The sequence below is a fragment of the Pseudoalteromonas sp. BSi20480 genome, assembly GCF_000241365.1.
GTDB lineage: Bacteria > Pseudomonadota > Gammaproteobacteria > Enterobacterales > Alteromonadaceae > Pseudoalteromonas > Pseudoalteromonas marina.
This window is the reverse complement of record NZ_BADX01000001.1, coordinates 1-18,259: the sequence shown is the minus strand read 5'-3', so window position 1 is coordinate 18,259 and position 18,259 is coordinate 1. Positions and strand designations below refer to the sequence as shown.

The following is an 18,259-nucleotide window of genomic DNA, read 5'->3' as shown; positions in this document are numbered from 1 at the left end:
GTAAAACGTTACTCGTCGTCCATTGAAATTGTAAAAGCAGCGCACGGTGTGCCTTGATGAAACACCATTTGCCATTGCTGTGCGCTATTTTTACGCCATAACGACATGCGAAGTGAATAATTAAATTCGGCACGTGCCGAACGTCTATACGCTGCTTGATAACTTATTTGCGCCACATCTATACTCAACATTCGGCCTTTAAAATGCTGATTATAAAACTGCGGCACCACCTCTGTGGGTAGGCGTGTGAGTACTTGGTATTTATTAAACGACGTGCCATTAGCAGCAATTTCGATAAACTCATCATCGAGTAAAGCGTCGAGTGCACGCTCTGATTGGCGAACTTCAGGCTCAAGTAATTGACGCTCAGCCTCAATTAAATGATTAAACAACGACGCTTTAATTTTGCTGCTCATCTGCTTCCCTATTGCTTGTAAATTTGCCCTGCTTTCATAACAAATTGCACGTTTTTAAGTACGTTTATGTCTTCAAGTGGCGAACCATTTACGCTGATAATATCTGCTTGCTTACCAACACTCAAGTCGCCTAACTGATGGCTTTGCCCTAATAATTTAGCAGCATACACTGTGGCTGACTTTATTGCATGCGCCTCACTCATTCCATTATCAACCATTAAACCAAACTCGTTTGCATTAAGACCATGACGCGATACACCCGAGTCGGTACCAAAGGCAATGTTTACCTTGTTTTTAAGCGCTAACTTAAACGATGCCTGCATTTTAGGCGTTACTTCTCGCACTTTATTCGCAATTGCCGCTGGCATATTAGGATTAGTAAGTACCTCTTCACTTACCGTGGCACCAGCAAGCAGTGTGGGAACTAAATAGGCCTGCGTTTTGTTGAATAAATCGACTGTTTTTTTATCTAAATAAGACCCGTGCTCTATTGAGTCAACCCCAGCTCTAAGCGCTGCTTTAATTCCTTCTGTCCCGTGGGCATGCGCTGTGACCTTACGCCCTAAATGATGTGCTGTATCTACAATAGCTGACAGCTCATCATCAGTAAGTTGTTGATTCACTCCCGCTGCGGTATTACTCAACACACCACCCGTTGCAGTAATTTTAATTACATCAGCACCACTTTTAATAACTTCTCTCACAGCACGGCGGCAATCGTCAGCGCCATTACAAATGCCTAATGTCGTTTTAAAAACATCGGTTATGTCTTTTCTGTAGCCATGCATATCAGCATGACCGCCGCTTGGCGATATTGTATTACCCGCTGCAAAAATACGAGGTCCTGCAATGTCTTGTCGTTCAATTGCGCGTTTTAACGGAAAAATAACTTGATAGTCGCTGCCTAAATCACGCACCGACGTAAAGCCGGCATCAAGCGTACGCTGTAAATATTTAATAGAACGAAGCGCATAATCGGCTTCATATTCTGTAGCCCAACGGTGTGGGTTTGCTTTAGCGTCACGTTCAAAAGTTACATGCACATGCATATCAATCAAACCTGGCATAACAAACTGGTTTTTTAAATTAACTATTTCAGCATCGGGTAAATTAAGTACTGACTTTGATACATAACCGTCTTTAATAGCCGTTATTTTGTCATTGGTAACAACTAAGGTTTGTTCTTTTTTTAATGCCTGCTCAGGTGCTACAAGTAAACTACCTGCGTAAATGATTTTAGATTGTGCTGCGTTTACATTATTAACGAACATTGCCAATACAATTGACGATAATGTTGTGAGTGCTGTTTTCATACATGCTCCTTTTTTATACTAGCTTTACTCTAAAAAACCTTTAATAGCGAATATTTACGATACAAAGCATGCTATAAACTAGTCTTATAAGTCGAATTTTGGTATAACTTGCCGGTAATAAATTGAAGTTATACCACCTTAAGAGAACACACTATGCCATACGCACATATCACTGGTTGGGGCAAATGCATACCACCAGCAAGTATTAGCAACGATGAAATTAGCGAAATAGTTGATACCACCGACGAGTGGATCACCACGCGTACTGGCATCAAATCTCGTCGTGTAAGCCATGTAAGCACGGCAGAGCTGGCAACTGTTGCAGCAAAACACGCACTTGCTTGCGCAGGTATTGACGCAAAAGACATTGATCTTGTCATACTTGCAACCTGTACGCCTTCAACAGTTGTTGCAAATACGGCATCCCAAGTGCAAAAAAATATTGGCGCAACAGGCGCAGCCGCCATGGATACGAATGCTGCGTGTTCTGGCTTTTTATACGCATTACAAGCTGCTACTGCGCAAATTCAAGCAGGCATGATCAAAAAAGCGGTCGTTATTGCTGCTGAACGAATGACTTGGTATGTAAACTGGGCGCGCCGCGACAGTGCTGTACTATTTGGTGATGGCGCTGGTGCTGTTGTACTGGAAGCTGCAGAAACACCGGCAGGTTTACTTGGCACTAAAACAGGGTGCGATAGTGAAGACCGCGACATTCTTCATATTACTAACTTTGGTAGTGATTTGAACAAATATGAACCCATTGGCCCGTCTGATCTGCTATTTGAAGGCAGAGAGATATTCAAACGTGCCGTAAAAGGTATGAGTGAAGCCTGTGACGACGTCCTCGAACAAGCTAATCTAAGCCTAGATGACATAAACGTACTAGTACCACATCAGGCTAATTTACGCATAATTCAGGCAATCCAGCACCGTTTAAAAGTACCTGATGAAAAAGTAATGGTTAACATTGCAGATTATGGCAACACATCAGCTGCAACCATTGCTATTGCGCTATGTGAAGCAGTTGAACAAGGGTTAATAAAGCCTCATTCAAATATTATGTCTGCGGCTTTTGGCGCGGGTTTAACATGGGCTGCAAGCTACATAAAATGGGGCGAACGTGTAACTCCAATTAGCGTTAGCGACGCACAATTAGCACCTTGCACCCAAACAGGTTTAGAGCTTGTGGCGCCAGCTGTAAAAGCATGTAAAGACGCTGAATAAGCTTGCTTTAAAAACGTATAATTAAAACGCACTTTTTAGTGCGTTTTTTATTTAAGGAAGATAAATTTATGGAGCTTTTAGGTATTCATCATGCTGCAATTATTTGCAGTAATTATCCTCGCTCTAAACATTTTTATAGTGAAATTTTAAAACTCAACATTATTAACGAGCATTATAGGGAAAAGCGTAATTCGTATAAGTTAGACTTAGCAATGCCTGATGGTAGTCAAGTTGAGTTGTTTTCGTTTGAGGGTGCGCCCTCAAGGCCTAGTTACCCGGAAGCACAAGGCTTACGCCATTTAGCGTTTAAAGTCGACAATGTAACTAAAGCAAAAGAATATTTAGAAAGTAAAAGTGTGGCAGTTGAAGAGATTAGAATTGATGAAATTACAGGTAAAAAATTTACTTTTTTTGTCCGACCCAGATGATTTACCGCTAGAGCTATATGAAGTTTAAGCTTCATATAGCGCTAATGTTTTACGGGTAATTAATGATTAAAGCGGTTTTGCAAATAGTTAAACACGGCTCTAATGCCAAGTGCTTCACCGCCAGCAGGGCGACCTGGCAGCGCACGTAAATTCCATGCCATCACATCAAAATGCACCCAAGGCGTGGTTGGCTCTACAAATTCTTTTAAGTAAAGTGCGGCGGTAATTGCGCCACCAAATGGTGTACTTGCACTATTAGCCATATCTGCGACATCACTTTTCAAAAATCCACGATACTGCTCAAATAAAGGCAACTGCCAAACAGGGTCATTCACACTGATTCCTGCATCAATTATACCATTTGCTACATCACGCTCTGTAGAAAAGAAACCAGGTAACTCAGTACCTAACGCTACACGACATGCCCCTGTTAATGTTGCAAAATCAATAATAAGCTCCGGATTATCGTTTTGTGCTTCACTTAACGCGTCACACAAAACTAAACGCCCTTCAGCATCAGTGTTATCTATTTCAACCATAATACCTTTGCGCGTTTTTACAACATCGCCCGGGCGAAATGCATTTCGCGACACCGCATTTTCAACTGCCGGTACTAATACTCTCAAACGGACAGGCAATTTAGCAGCCATAATCAGCTGAGCTAATGCAATAACATGCGCTGCACCGCCCATGTCTTTTTTCATATTACGCATACCATTGCTTGGCTTTAAGTCGAGCCCGCCAGAGTCAAAACACACACCTTTACCAACAAGCGTTATTAGTGGCGCATCATCTGCTCCCCACTTTAAATCAAGCAAACGCGGTTTATTTTCACTTGCACGGCCAACCATATGGATTGTTGGGTAGTTTTGCTCTAACAATTCATCGCCTATCCATTGTGAAAAATCACCGCCATGAGTTGAAGCCAAATCTTCCATCACTTGCGATAAATGTTGCGGCATCATATCGACGGCAGGCGTGTTTACTAAATCACGCGCTAAAAAAATAGCTTCCGCTTGCTGTTTGATACGCGTGTATAGCTGTTCATCGCCAATACACAACTCGGCCTTAACTGTCGGTTTTTCTTTGTATTCACTAAATTCGTAGCCACCAAGAACAAATCCTAATGCCACAAACTCTATAAACGTATCGTCACCTTGAATTTGATAACTACCCACTGGTAACGTATTGGCCAAATTGCCAGCAGCCCAAAAGTCGTTTGGGCTTTGCATTAAACAAATTACTTGGGACAACTCCCCGGAATTGCTATCGGGAATTAACGCTAAAGCTTGCTTTTCAAAGCCTGTATTGTTTAGCCAATTTTGAATAAATGTTGGCTGCTTTGATTGCCAATCAGAGAGTTCGCTTTTAAGAATAAATGATAAAGGAATACCAGAAGATGTATTGCGAAGTAATGCACTCATTAAATAGCTCATAATTTGTAAAAATTGTTCATACGAGCATATCAATAAGCACTATTAAAAGGTATCGCTAATTGTCGAGTTTTTAGTGTTATTTATTGTGTATATTTTTTTTAACTGATTCTTGATGCGATTGTTCTATTTCGTTATCAAGTTCTTTTATTGATTTATTAATGCTAAACGAGCTGGGCAATACATCCACCCCCACTAACCGCCCTAACTTAACAACAAGTGGAATAGTAACGGGTGAAAAAGGAAGCACAGCAAATACTCCCAATCCAAGGCCTTTTAAAATATCGACAAACTGCTCATTCGCTCGTTTAAGCTCTGCACTATTTGTTTGCCCTTGTGTGTAACGCTTGTATATGGCCAACATCTCTTTAGTTTCTTGTTTTTCTTGTGCAAGTGCAATTTTAAGCGCCACCATAGCACGACGAAAACGAAGCTGTTGACGCTTTTTACTAATTTTTACTACACGCCAAGGAGCACGGTGAATAACTTTATATAATCGCATTTCTATATTTTCACACATGCTGTTGGGTTAACAAAGAATAATTTACTTGATTATGACTATACTTTATCCTTCGCACCAAACTAGTGCCAAAAAGTATTAACTATGACTGATTTCACAACTCAAATTCCACAAAAACCTGAAAAACCAAAATCTGATGAATGTTGCGGCAGTGGCAATTGTTATTCATGTGTGTGGGATGAATATAGAGAAAAATTAGCAACATGGAAATTAACAAATTTGCAAACTAAAACAAAAAACAGGATGACATTTAAAAAGCCAACCTCGAAAACCCCTTCCCCACCTGCATTAATATTCCCAATTATATCTTAACCTGCACACAAATTGTTATAAGTAGCACTAAAATGCACCACCTTTGGATTTTTTTACCTAATTAAAGTTTTGTTATTTAATAGTTAATTAATAATTGCTCTTGTTGTTTTTTATGTATAGTCTGTATTCAGGAATTAACAGAAGGTGAGTATTTACGCTCTTTTGATTCGATATTTCAATCGCGTAAAACCACTCTGTTCGTTCCACAATTATGATTAAGGCGTGCTTTAAAGTACGACTAAAACAAAATTATTCTAACTGGGGAAATTTAGAATGAAATTAAAAAATAATACGCTAAACCAAGCGATTAAATTTGCATTAGCCACAACCACCGCCGGATTATTCATCTCGGGCTCTGCAATAGCAGCAGATGAACAAAGCGAAGTTAAAGTTAATAAGAATGTAGAGAAAATTGCTGTAGTAGGTACGCGTTCAGCTCCACGTTCAATTGGTGATTCACCCGTTCCTATTGATATCATAGGTGGCGAAGAGCTAGAAAAGTCAGGTAACACTGACATGCTAGAACTTCTTAAAGGCTCAGTTCCTTCTTTCAACGTTCATCAAAACCCTATTAGTGATGCAGCATCACTAGTTCGCCCTGCTAACCTTCGTGGTTTGCCATCAGACAGCACGTTAGTACTTTTAAACGGCAAACGTCGTCACCGTGCATCTGTAATCGCCTTTTTAGGTGGTGGTATTAACGATGGTGCACAAGGCGCCGATATTTCAGTTATTCCTAGCATTGCAATTAAACAAGTAGAAGTACTTCGTGACGGTGCAGCCGCTCAGTATGGTTCTGATGCTATTGCAGGTGTAATGAACTTCCAATTAAAAGACGCTTCAGAAGGCGGTAAGTTTGAAGTTCGTAAAGGTCAATATTTTGAAGGCGACGGCGATACAACTCAAATTTCTGGTAACGTAGGTTTACCGTTTACAGACAGTGGTTTTGCAAACTTAAGCTTCCAATACAAAACAGCAGATGCAACGAGTCGTTCAGTTCAACGCCCAGATGCAGCAGGTTTTGCAGCAGCAGGCGTACCAGATGTTTCGTCTCTTGCTCAAGTTTGGGGTGCACCAGAAGTTGATGACGATATCTCACTTTTTGGTAATGTAGGCCTAGACTTAACAAACAACTCACAATTTTACATGTTTGGTAACTACTCTGAGCGCGATGTACGTGGTGGCTTTTACTACCGTAACCCGCATACTCGCTCTGGTGTATATTCAAACGATGATGGCGCAACACTTCTTGTTGCAGACTTAACTGACGACATGAGCGCCAACTGTCCTACTATTTCAATTACAGACGGTAATGTTTTAGACGACCCTGCTTACATTAACGGTGTAGCTAACAATCCAGATTGTTTTGCATTTAACGAAATGATCCCGGGTGGTTTTACACCAAACTTTGGTGGCAACATTACTGATACCTCTTTAACCATTGGTACTAAAGGTGAATTTACAGACGGCTTCATGAAGGACGTATTGTATGACCTGAGTGGTACTGTGGGTTTAAATGAATCACGTTACTTTATTTACAACACGGTGAATGCATCTTTAGGTCCAGATACACCGCGCGACTTTAGCCCTGGTAAATATGAGCAGTTAGAGAAAAACTTTAACTTAGATCTATCTAAAGGCTACGACTTTGGCCTAGCATATGATGTGAACGTAGCCGGTGGTTTAGAATGGCATGAAGAAACATTTACAATCATCTCAGGTGATGAAGCATCATACACTGCGGGCCCATTAACAGCGCAAGGTTTTGGCATTGGTTCAAACGGCTTCCCTGGATTCAAGCCGTCGCAAGCAGGTGAGTTTACACGCCGTAACTACGCAGCATTTGTCGACGTTGAAGCACCATTTACAGAAGACTTCTTAATGGGCTTAGCGCTTCGCTTTGAAGACTACGACTCGTTTGGTAGCACAACAAACTACAAATTAATGGCTCAGTATCATGTAACTGAAGATCTAAATATTCGTGGTTCAATTAGCACAGGTTTCCGTGCACCAACCGTTGGTCAAGCAAACGTTAGTAACGTTCAAACAAACTTAAGTGACGGTGTGTTAAGAGATTCTGCATTATTACCACCAACTAACCCAGTTGCTGTTCAACTTGGTGGTACGGAGCTACAACCTGAAGAATCGCAAAGTTATACATTTGGTGCAGTTTATACAATTGGCGATTTGTTCCTAACTGTTGATTACTACAACATTCAAGTTGAAGACCGTATCAGTCAATCTGAAAAAATTACGCTTAGCCAAGCTGATAAAGATACACTTTCAGCTGCGGGTGTACCTAATGTTGAAGGTCTTGCGCAAGTTAGTTTCTTCACTAATGACTTTGATACAACAACTCAAGGTGTTGATGTTGTAGCTAATTACACAGCAGATATTTTAGGTGGCAGCTCTACATTTAGCCTTGCTTACAACTGGAATGAAACTGAAGTAACTAAGTTCAGTGATATTACGGGTGAGTTTAAAGTTAAACGCCTAGAAGAAGACTTACCTAACCACCGTGCAACACTTACGTGGGCACAACAGTGGGAGTCAATCTCTGCGTTTACTCGTCTTAACTACTATGGCGAATATCAAGGTGTTCACGTAGATTACGATGCAACAGCTAAAACAGCAGACGCATCTGTAACGCTTGATGCAGAAATTACGTACTTTGTGAACGATTCAATCAGCTTCTCTGTAGGTGCACAAAACTTACTTGACCAAGATGCTGAAAAACTTGATTTCCAAGGTGCAACGGGTATCCCAAATAATAACTGGGGTGGTAAATACTACGAAACATCTCCTTACGGTATTAACGGTGGTTTCTACTACGCTAAGGCCACGTATACTTTCTAATTTTTAGAATGAAAGCATTAAGGCGAAATGTTAAGACATTTCGCCTTTTTTATTTTATAGTAAATAAAAAATAAACTGCCCCACTATGCTACTAGATAAAGCCAACAAACTACTCGAACAAAACAAGCTCAAAGAAGCTGAATTTCATTACAAAACGATACTTGCTACTGAGCCCGAAAATGGCGAAGCCTTATTTGGTTTAGGTAAAATAGCACTAAGACTAGAAAAGTTTGATGCCGCAGTTTATTTACTACAAAAAGCCTGCGAACGTTTACCGCACATGTTAGAACCGCTTCACGCATTGGCAGACGCTTTTAATGGTGTTAATTCACCACAGGACGCACTTACCGTATTAGAATATGCAAAAAGCCTAGCAAGCCATAACCCTGAACCACATTATTACTTAGCCCAGCATTATTTAACACATGGTGATTTGGATAAAGCGCACACAACATTTGCACACGCATTGAGTATGGGCTTATACCCTGTCACAGCCTATATTTTATTTGAATTAGTACAACTTGGCCGTTTTAATAAAGAACACAATTACATTAGTAATTTGCATCACTTAGTAACTCAAACTAACAACCTACGTCTTAAAATGGTGTGTTACTACGCATTAGGCAAAAGTTACGATAAACTAAACGATACAGATCAAGCTTTTAACTATTTTGAGCTAGCAAATACGCTACAATATAAATTAAGTACGTTTACAACCAAAGAGCTTGACCCTTTTTATGATCAGATCATTAAATTCAATACTCTTGATTTATTGGCTACACGTGAAGAAGACTTTTCCGCAACAATCACGCCTGTATTTATAATTGGCATGCCAAGAAGCGGGTCAACTCTACTAGAGCAAATGCTTATAAGTCATAGCCAATGTTCAAGCCTAGGCGAAAACACGAGTATTAGTAATAATGTTGTTGCCTTTTTAGAGCAAAAAACCAAAACTCCGTATCCTCAGTGCTTAGCCAATTTAACGCCTAGCCTAATTAATCAAGCTCGTAATATTTATATTGATACACTAAAAACAGCGACACCGTTAAGGCCGATTATTATTAATAAGCTACCAAGCAATTATCAATCGCTCGGGCTGATTTATATTTTATTTCCAAACGCTAAGTTTATTAATTTATCACGTAACGTTAATGCCACAGCATTTTCTGTATTTAGTAATTATTTTGCTGAGAACGAGCCATATTTTTGCTCTTTAACTGAATTTAAGCACTACCATGGCTTATATGAAAAACTAATGACACATTGGAATACTTTAAGATTACCTGTGTTTAATTTAGCCTATGAAGACTTAGTAAATAATCCTAAAGACCAATTAAATACTCTTTTTGAGTTTTTAGGGTGTAAATATGAGCAAAACTGCTTATCGTTTTACAATCAAAAAAGAGCCGTCACAACACTGAGCAAACAAGCTGTTCGCCAGCCAGTAAATACAAATGCCGTTAGTAAATGGGAACGATACCAAGTCCCCTTGCTCAAGCTAATGAACAAGGGTGACTCTTAAACCATTGAAGTAAATCGTTAAATTGCTCTTTACGGGCTATTGGATGAGTTAACATATTTATGTGGTCGTAATCTATACGGTGTCCATGGCGACGACCATAAATACGCATTTGTTGAATACCAGGGCCAGATTCATCAATAAACCTTTGAATATCAATTGGCTGCGCTAATGCCTTATCTTTAACCGCTGCAATATGTAGCGTAGGTGGTAAATGAAGTGAACGTAATGCTTTTGCGTAATCAAAATTATCATCGGAATCAACCCAAGGCTTTTTTTTAGCCCACTGCATGCTTTGATAATGCGACTTTTGGGTTTCGTCATCACTTCCCCACCTTAAGCGCTTTGCAGGTAAATACCCGTGCTTTTTAGCAAGTAATGGCGCCATAAAATACCAAATAAAATTAGCTTGAAGTAATTTTTTTGGATGATTATTAAACAGTGAGCGTTTTGAACCAAAGTAAACACATGCTTTTACATCATCAATATAATGTGGAAAGCGTGCAAATACGCTATTCATTAAAACGCCACCCCACGAATGGGCCACCCAGTAATCTGGTTTAGAACCTTCGAGCTGCTCAATTTTATTAATAAACGCGGGAATATCTTCTAATATAGCTTCGGTTTGCCCATAGGCAGCAGATTTAGATATAACGGGCTTACTTTCTCCGCGCCCACGCAGATCAGCGACATAGCAACGATATCCGTGCTCAGCTAAAAATGGAGCAAGACCTTTATTACTATGTGTATAAAAAATTTTGCCATTTTCGACTGCACCATGCATAAAGAATACGATGGGACCATTTTGTTGTTCATCGAATATTTTGCGTAAATGCAGTGTTTGTTTATCCGCTAAATTTATAGTTATTGATTGTTGAGAAATGGCCACGCTTAATCCTTATTGTTACCCTCAACTCATCGTACCAGTATTTTTAAATATGCCAAAGTAATTGTCTGCACTTTAATTACGAGGATTTGTTACAATTAACTATTGATATAGATTGCTAAAATAAATTCATGACTAAAAATACACCACGTGCAAAACTACACCCACGCAATCAGCATAATAACGGTTACGATTTTAACTTACTAACAGCTGCGCTGCCGGCTTTAAGCCCTTATATAGTTAACACGCCTACAGGTACTAAAAGTATTGACTTTGCAAATAATAAAGCAGTAAAAACACTCAACCAAGCGCTACTCAAAGCGCACTATAATATTGAATTTTGGGATATTCCCGAGCACAACTTATGCCCACCAATACCAGGGCGAGTAGACTATATCCATCACTTGGCCGATCTATTAAGCGAAGATAATAAACAAACAATCCCTCAAGGTAAGCAGGTTAAAGTACTTGATATAGGTACTGGTGCAAATTTAGTTTATCCATTAACAGGGACGAGTGAATATAACTGGCACTTCACTGGCTCAGATATAGACCCTGTCTCGGTTAAAATAGCCAAGCAGATTGCACAATTTAATGCCTTAAAAATAACGGTTAAGCTGCAAAAAAAACCGGCTAATATATTTAAAGGTGTTATAAACCAAAAAGATTTATATCACTTAACGCTTTGTAACCCGCCATTTCATGCAAGCGAACAAGAGGCAAAAAAAGGAAGTGAACGAAAATGGAAAAACTTAGGAAAAGCGCCCAGTAAAACGCTTAACTTTGGTGGTAACAACAACGAGCTTTGGTGCGAAGGTGGTGAAGTACAATTTATTACAACAATGATTGCAGAAAGTGAAGAATTTGCACAACAAGTGTTGTGGTTTACATCTTTAGTCTCAAAAAAAGACTCACTTAGTGCACTTGAAGCAAAACTAAAAACATACCCAATTGCGGAATATAAAATTATTGATATGGCTCAAGGGCAAAAAGTTAGCCGATTTCTTGCTTGGAGTTACTTTGATAAAGAGACGCGTGAACAAATTTGTAATGAACTTGATTAAATAAGAAAAAGGAAAAATATGATAGATTTTCGTTCAGATACGGTCACCAAGCCAACAAAAGAAATGCGCGATATCATGTACAGTGCACCAGTCGGTGATGATGTTTATGGCGACGATGAAAGTGTAAATAACCTAGAAAACTTCGCTTCTACTCGTTTTAATTTTGAAGCCGCACTTTTTTGCAGCTCTGGAACACAAGCAAATTTACTTGGTTTAATGGCACATTGTGAACGTGGGGACGAATATATTTGTGGCCAAAATGCGCATAATTATAAATTTGAAGGTGGTGGTGCAGCAGTTCTAGGCTCTATACAGCCACAACCGATAGAAAACGAACAAAACGGTTCCATTAACTTCAATAAAATAGCCGCTGCAATTAAACCAGACGATAGTCACTTTGCAAAAACGCGATTACTAAGCCTAGAAAATACCATTGGCGGTAAAGTACTTAGCCTAGAGTACCTCGCCCAAGCACGGGACTTTGTTAATGAGCATAATTTAGCTCTGCATTTAGATGGCGCACGTGCGTTTAATGCATCAGTTGAGTTAGAAGTTGATATTAAACAAATAACGAAACATTTTGACTCTGTGTCTATTTGCTTATCTAAAGGGTTAGGTGCACCGGTTGGATCTTTATTATTGGGGTCGTCTTCGTTGGTAAATAAAGCTAGGCGATGGCGTAAAGTACTTGGTGGTGGTATGCGACAAGCTGGAATGCTCGCTGCTGCTGGGCAATATGCGCTTGAAAATAACATAAGTCGCTTAAAAGACGATCATGCTAATGCGCGCTACCTAGCTGAATGTTTAAGCTCACTTGAAGGCTTTAACGTAGATATGAGTAATACGACCAATATGGTGTATGCATCTTGTGATGAAGATTTTAATATTGTAGATATAGCTGAGAAGCTAAAACAGCAAGGTGTTCTAATAAGCCCAAGTAAACAACTTAGGCTAGTCACGCATTTAGGGATAACTCGAAAAGATATAGACACCTTTATTAACGCGTTATCGGCCAATATTTAAAGCGGCTTTGTAATGTTTGCGGCATACCGATACATAACGATCGTTGCCGCCAATTTCAACTTGATTACCATCGGCAATCGCATCACCATTTTCATCTGTACGTAATACGTGATTGGCTTTGCGCCCACAATGGCACACCGTTTTAAGCTCAATTAATTTATCAGCCCAAGCTAGTAGGTATTGAGAGCCAACAAACAACTCACCTCTAAAGTCGTTTCGTAAACCGTAGCAAAGCACAGGAATGCCTAACTCATCTACTACATCAGTTAACTGCATGACTTGCTCTTTGGATAAAAACTGACATTCATCGACTAATATACAATGGCGCTTTTTTTCATTGTTAAGCAATTGAATCAACTCATACACATCTTTACTTGCATCAAATACATGTGCATCTGCTTGCAAACCTATTCGAGACGAAACCTTGCCAACACCTTCTCTATCGTCAATAGCTGCAGTAAGGATAACTGGCTCCATACCTCGCTCTTTATAATTAAAAGCCGATTGTAATAAGGTGGTAGATTTTCCCGCATTCATTGCAGAATAGTAAAAGTATAATTGAGCCATGATGGTGCCAAGTTACAAAAAGTGCGCTTATGCTACCCTAATATGCACTGAATACCAATTTCAAACGCCAAATAAGCTTATGATTTAAAGTATTAGTTTTGAGGTTGTTTGGCAGAATTTAAATAATCAATGTAGATAGGAGCCGAATCAAATTCACTAACCCACTGCCACATTTTATGACTAAGCGTCGGATGATTTTCATAAAATTGATGCGAAAAAACTAAATAACCAAGCGTAAATTCGTATGGGGGAAATAGTGCTTTTACATCGGTGTCACTATAAGGGTAACTAGACGCTTTAATTTTATCAACTTGGCAAATATCTATGCTTGAGTCCACAACCCCTTTGTTAAGTAGCTCAAATGCACTTTCTTTTGACACCGTCTCGTGAACAAAAAGAGGTTCTTTTTTTAAAACAGCGCTCAAGCCATAACCGCTTGGCACAGCAATTGTAAATGTTTTGGTATTAAACTTATCGCGTGATTGCCATTGCGATCGAAATATATCACGACCTAACAAGCAGCTGCCAAACCTGCTAATAGCAAAATGAGCATTAGGTTTTGCATCTTCATCCATTGGGTAAACGGCTATTTGCTCTCTGCCTTCTCTGAAGCTAGCAATAACTGCATTTACTTTATTTGATTCAAGATCCTTCAAGCACCTTCGCCAAGGTTTTCTCACAAACTCAATATCAACGCCATCAACCGCATCATCTAATAGCCGGAGTACGTCTGCCGAAGCTCCGGGCCTTTGAATCGGAATCTCTTGCCCTGTACCTAAAAACATTGGCGCAATTTCCTTGTCTTCATAGCAAAAAAGCAACTTTTTAGCAGCGGCGTTTGCAACATTAATAGGTACGATGCATAAAAAGATAAATATATTAAATAGTGTATTAAATTGCATAGCTATTTTTTATTAGAGTATTTTTTATAGTGTAACCTTCATAATATATGATACAAACCTTAAGGCTACTAATTCACAAAACTCCTTCGTGTTTTAGGAGCCAGCGTTTTCTTTCGAGTCCACCAGCGTATCCAGTTAGCGTTGCATTTGCGCCAATAATTCTATGACAAGGCACGATAATGCTAACTGGGTTTTTACCGTTAGCTGCCCCCACCGCTCTTACCGCTTTTGGGTTATTTAATGCGTGAGCAATATCACCATACGTATTGGTTTTACCGTAAGGGACATCCAGAAGTGCGTTCCATACACTTTTTTGAAATTCAGTCCCTTTAGTATCCAATGGAACATTAAATGTTTTACGCTTTTTATTAAAATACTCTTTTAATTGCAGCGCACAGCTTAATATCGGTTCATTAGTTACTTTAGCAAGAGGCACATGTGGGTAGGTTTCAAGCGGATAAAAGCCAACGTAACTCACCCCTTTTTCAGTTGCTTGAATTATTATATTGTCTATGGGACTTGTTATGTATGTTTGAATAATCATGATAGTTGCTGCCAAAGTTGGAACGTTAAATAGGAACGAAATGGAGTGCACTTTTCACTGTTAAACGAACTAGCCGCAGCTTGTGCTTTTTTAATTCCTAAATCACCCTCAAGTAATATATCGGGTTGGCTTTGCCCTCTTAATTTTGCATAGTTCACAGTCCATGGGCCTATTCCTTTTAAATCAAGCCATAAATCTAAGTCGCTATTGCCGGGATTATTGGTGCAAAACAAAGCTAAATTATGTAGCGCATTTTTGCGCGCTTGTGGCATTTTAAAAAAATCAAAGCTGCTTTGTGCTACCTGTTCGGCACTCGGAAAATACACATGGTTTACGTCTTTTTCTCCGAGCTCATCAACTAGTTTAGTGACTAAGCTATGCGCTGCGGCTACGCTTACTTGTTGTCCTAGCACAGCCCTAATACCAGCCTCAAACTCTGACCAAATACCTGGCAACCTTAGTCCGTTACACAGTGTGAATGCATTGTTTATGTTTTTATTTAAATGAGTTTCTATTAAATTAATATCAGCATCTAAGTCTAGAACCCGCCGTATATTATTTATAACTGTTTGCAAATATTGCGTGTCGTCTATCTCTACTTTTACTTTAAAGTGATGTTTACTTTCGATAAATTCGGCAGTGAAACATCCTTTATAAAGCGTATTTGAAAACGTACGCCCGTAGCTATTTTCCGAAATCCATTCAACAGGTTTAATTAAACGTTTTTCTATAAACGAGCGTAAAGCAAGCCAATTATAAGGAGGCCTAAAAGGAAGGGTTAAGGTAAGTGACGTACTTTGAATTTTGGTATTTTGACGCAGTGCTGATGGTGTCATATTTAATTGTTTGAAAAAAGCATCATTAAATCGCCTTGTACTTTTAAAACCTGCCGCGTATGCAATGTCGGTTAGCGATAAATGCGTTTCTTGTATCAGCTTTTTTGCAAAATGACATTGCTTAAATAAACGATATTGCGTAAGCGACAAACCAAAATGTTGTTTAAACAAACGTCTTAAATATCGGCTACTCACTCCTAACCTTTCAGCTAACTTTTCGCAATCATGTTCATCGTATTGGTCAATGAGCTGCTTTGCCCTCAAAGCGGTTGTTTTGACCCCTTGCCAAGCCGCACTTCCCGGTGCACTGTCTGGCCTACAACGAATGCAAGGCCTAAAACCGTCTTGCGCTGCATTATGAGCAAATTCATAATAAATAACATTTTTTTCAAGCGCAGTAGGCGCTGGACAAATAGGCCTGCAGTAAATACCCGTACTTTTTACCGCAATATAAAAAAGACCATCAAATCGGTGATCGCGACTTTGACGTGCTTTTTGCCAGTAAGATGAAATCATAAATAGCTCTTTTAATAAGTGACTAGCACAAAGTTTAAATAAATTTTTAACCATTGCTAGCCACAATCGGAACTTAACTATTTAGCAAAATCTATTAACTCTTGACCCGTTAAACGATAAATAATCCATTCAGTTTGGGGCTTTGCACCTATACTGTCATAAAAATCTATAGCAGGCTTATTCCAATCCAAAACAACCCACTCAAAACGACCACAATTATTGCTCAACGCCTTATTAGCTAAATGCTTCATTATGGCTTTACCAGCACCTTTACCACGACTATCTGGGCTTACGTATAAATCTTCAAGATACAAACCGTTTTTACCTAGCCAAGTAGAATAATTGTAAAAATAAACTGCAAAGCCTATCGGTTCATCGCCATCTAAACATATAATACTGTGCGCTGTGGCGCCTTCGCTAAATAATGTATCTAAAATAGCTTGCTCATTTGTTTTGACCGCATCTGGCTCTTTTTCATATATCGCAAGCTCTGTAATAAAATTTAAGATAATTTTGGCATCGCTTGGCTTCGCATCGCGAATTATAATTGACTTGCTCATAGTAGTGACCCTAAGTGTGCTGCACTATTGTTAAATTAAAATATGTGTTCAGTAAGTATTTATGGTGCTGATAATGTATTACACACCATGAAATTAATGTGTGTTTGAGTATGCCATACATTAATTAGCTTAATTGATTAATAAACAAAAAATATAATTGAATTAAAAACTATTAATGTGGTTTGCTATTTTTTGCACCTGAGTTCAGCGCTATAAAGTTAATTACGACACCCGTATTACCTAAGCTGTTTTAAATATATTCAAGCTACTCTTATTCAAGCAAAAATTGATTGTGTGCCCAAAACGCAGAGAGCCTATAAAGCAAGCAACAATGCAAACTTAAATAAGAATCAAAACCAATAGTAACACAATGATTTTTATAGAGAAAACTTGCAATTACTTGGTTTTACACTACACTAGCTATAATTAACAAAGCTATGGTGGCATATCATGAAAGGTAATCAAAAAGTAATCGACGCATTTAATGCGCTACTCGCCAACGAGTTAGCTGCAATCGATCAGTATTTTATACACTCTCGCATGTATGATGATTGGGGTTTAAATAAACTTTATGAGCGCCTTAATCATGAAATGGAAGAAGAAAAAGACCATGCTGACTGGTTAATCAAACGTATTTTATTTTTAGAAGGTGTCCCAAACCTTACCAAGCGTCGTGATTTGCTTATTGGAAACGATGTTAAAAGCATGATGCAAAATGATTTAACACTCGAATTAGAAGTTGTTGCCTGCGTAAAAGATGTAATTGCCATCTGTGAAGAACAGCAAGACTACCAATCTCGTGCAATACTCCAAAAACTATTGTTCGATACAGAAGAAGATCATGTTTACTGGTTAGAACAACAACTTGGCCTAATTGAAAAAATTGGCTCAGAAAATTACCATCAATCTCAAATGGGTTAGCAGGAGCTAAAGTTATGAAAGGCGACTTAGAGGTAATTAAAGCGTTAAATAGCGTACTTGCTAATGAACTTGTCGGAATTAATCAATACTTTTTACATGCACGTATGTTTAAAGACTTTGGTTTTAGCCAGCTTGATAAAGCAGACTACAAAGTGTCAATTCAAAAAATGAAAAACGCCGATCGTTTAATTGAGCGCATTTTATTTTTAGAGGGTTTACCAAACCTACAAGACTTAGGCCGTTTACGTATTGGTGAAAACAGCGAAGAAATGATTGCTGCTAACATGAGCTTTGAGCTTGATACTATAGACGAACTTCGCGCTGCGGTTAAATTAGCTGAAAGTAAAAAAGACTACATTAGCCGAGAAGCACTCGACCATATTTTAAACGAACAAGAAGAGCAAATGGACTGGCTG

At 38.9% G+C, this 18,259-nt stretch carries 17 protein-coding genes and 2 pseudogenes; 9 read left to right on the top strand and 10 right to left on the bottom strand.

The window, feature by feature from the left end; genetic code table 11:
• Positions 1 to 8 precede the first annotated feature (8 nt).
• Together P20480_RS17325 and P20480_RS17330 are read right to left on the bottom strand one after the other, a co-directional pair.
• Entirely contained in the window at positions 9 to 416 is a 408-nt protein-coding gene (locus P20480_RS17325) for a nuclear transport factor 2 family protein (protein WP_008126189.1), read from the bottom strand.
• An 8-nt stretch (positions 417 to 424) separates the two neighbouring features.
• A complete protein-coding gene (locus tag P20480_RS17330) occupies positions 425 to 1,729 on the bottom strand; it encodes a metal-dependent hydrolase family protein (RefSeq protein WP_008126187.1) in 1,305 nt (434 codons plus the stop codon).
• A gap of 153 nt (positions 1,730 to 1,882) precedes the next feature.
• Between P20480_RS17330 and P20480_RS17335 the strand changes: the two genes are divergently transcribed.
• Both P20480_RS17335 and gloA2 read left to right on the top strand, forming a co-directional pair.
• Entirely contained in the window at positions 1,883 to 2,956 is a 1,074-nt protein-coding gene (locus P20480_RS17335) for a ketoacyl-ACP synthase III (RefSeq protein WP_006791646.1), read from the top strand.
• A 68-nt stretch (positions 2,957 to 3,024) separates the two neighbouring features.
• Positions 3,025 to 3,412, top strand: a pseudogene (gene gloA2, locus P20480_RS17340) (SMU1112c/YaeR family gloxylase I-like metalloprotein).
• Between the two features lie 31 nt (positions 3,413 to 3,443).
• Here the strand turns inward: gloA2 and P20480_RS17345 are convergent.
• Entirely contained in the window at positions 3,444 to 4,808 is a 1,365-nt protein-coding gene (locus P20480_RS17345; protein WP_008126183.1) for a leucyl aminopeptidase family protein, read from the bottom strand.
• 88 nt (positions 4,809 to 4,896) lie between these two features.
• Positions 4,897 to 5,319 (bottom strand): hypothetical protein, encoded by a 423-nt coding sequence (locus P20480_RS17350; protein ID WP_033018928.1) that lies wholly within the window; start codon positions 5,317 to 5,319, stop codon positions 4,897 to 4,899.
• A 102-nt stretch (positions 5,320 to 5,421) separates the two neighbouring features.
• On the opposite strand from P20480_RS17350, the pseudogene P20480_RS19680 reads away from it, so the two are divergent.
• The 3 genes and pseudogenes from P20480_RS19680 to P20480_RS17360 all read left to right on the top strand — a co-directional run.
• A pseudogene (locus P20480_RS19680) lies at positions 5,422 to 5,577 on the top strand (oxidoreductase-like domain-containing protein); the annotation flags it as partial.
• A 345-nt stretch (positions 5,578 to 5,922) separates the two neighbouring features.
• On the top strand, positions 5,923 to 8,505 hold the full coding sequence (locus tag P20480_RS17355) for a TonB-dependent receptor plug domain-containing protein (protein WP_008126179.1): 2,583 nt from the start codon (positions 5,923 to 5,925) through the stop codon (positions 8,503 to 8,505).
• A gap of 85 nt (positions 8,506 to 8,590) precedes the next feature.
• Entirely contained in the window at positions 8,591 to 10,027 is a 1,437-nt protein-coding gene (locus P20480_RS17360) for a tetratricopeptide repeat-containing sulfotransferase family protein (RefSeq protein WP_008126177.1), read from the top strand.
• Here P20480_RS17360 and P20480_RS17365 read toward each other — a convergent pair.
• Complete coding sequence (locus P20480_RS17365) at positions 9,999 to 10,913, bottom strand: alpha/beta fold hydrolase (protein ID WP_008126174.1); 915 nt, start codon at positions 10,911 to 10,913, stop codon at positions 9,999 to 10,001. The genes P20480_RS17360 and P20480_RS17365 overlap by 29 nt on opposite strands.
• A gap of 128 nt (positions 10,914 to 11,041) precedes the next feature.
• Between P20480_RS17365 and rlmF the strand changes: the two genes are divergently transcribed.
• Both rlmF and ltaE read left to right on the top strand, forming a co-directional pair.
• A complete protein-coding gene (gene rlmF, locus P20480_RS17370) occupies positions 11,042 to 11,974 on the top strand; it encodes a 23S rRNA (adenine(1618)-N(6))-methyltransferase RlmF (protein WP_008126172.1) in 933 nt (310 codons plus the stop codon).
• 18 nt (positions 11,975 to 11,992) lie between these two features.
• Positions 11,993 to 12,997, top strand: coding sequence for a low-specificity L-threonine aldolase (gene ltaE / locus P20480_RS17375; RefSeq protein WP_008126171.1), 1,005 nt, complete (start codon positions 11,993 to 11,995; stop codon positions 12,995 to 12,997).
• On the opposite strand, the gene P20480_RS17380 is transcribed toward ltaE, so the two are convergent.
• The 5 genes from P20480_RS17380 to P20480_RS17400 form a co-directional block, all read right to left on the bottom strand.
• On the bottom strand, positions 12,980 to 13,564 hold the full coding sequence (locus P20480_RS17380; RefSeq protein WP_008126169.1) for a thymidine kinase: 585 nt from the start codon (positions 13,562 to 13,564) through the stop codon (positions 12,980 to 12,982). The genes ltaE and P20480_RS17380 overlap by 18 nt on opposite strands.
• Positions 13,565 to 13,656: 92 nt before the next feature.
• The gene (locus P20480_RS17385; protein WP_033024852.1) at positions 13,657 to 14,466 is read right to left on the bottom strand and encodes a hypothetical protein; all 810 of its coding nucleotides are present in this window, start codon (positions 14,464 to 14,466) and stop codon (positions 13,657 to 13,659) included.
• Between the two features lie 73 nt (positions 14,467 to 14,539).
• Positions 14,540 to 15,010, bottom strand: a complete 471-nt coding sequence (locus P20480_RS17390; protein ID WP_008126165.1) for a methylated-DNA--[protein]-cysteine S-methyltransferase — start codon at positions 15,008 to 15,010, stop codon at positions 14,540 to 14,542.
• Positions 15,007 to 16,362 carry a DNA-3-methyladenine glycosylase 2 family protein gene (locus P20480_RS17395; protein WP_033024860.1) on the bottom strand — a complete coding sequence of 452 codons (1,356 nt, stop codon included), beginning with the start codon at positions 16,360 to 16,362 and terminating at the stop codon, positions 15,007 to 15,009. The genes P20480_RS17390 and P20480_RS17395 overlap by 4 nt, the downstream gene beginning before the upstream one ends.
• 77 nt (positions 16,363 to 16,439) lie before the next feature.
• Positions 16,440 to 16,922: a GNAT family N-acetyltransferase gene (locus P20480_RS17400; RefSeq protein ID WP_008126160.1), complete on the bottom strand. Its 483-nt coding sequence runs from the start codon at positions 16,920 to 16,922 to the stop codon at positions 16,440 to 16,442.
• 450 nt (positions 16,923 to 17,372) lie between these two features.
• Here P20480_RS17400 and bfr (P20480_RS17405) point away from each other — a divergent pair, with 450 nt between their 5' ends.
• Complete coding sequence (gene bfr / locus P20480_RS17405; protein ID WP_006791631.1) at positions 17,373 to 17,843, top strand: bacterioferritin; 471 nt, start codon at positions 17,373 to 17,375, stop codon at positions 17,841 to 17,843.
• Between the two features lie 14 nt (positions 17,844 to 17,857).
• Positions 17,858 to 18,259 (top strand): bacterioferritin (bfr, locus tag P20480_RS17410; protein WP_033024849.1); only part of this gene is annotated, 402 nt, incomplete at its 3' end.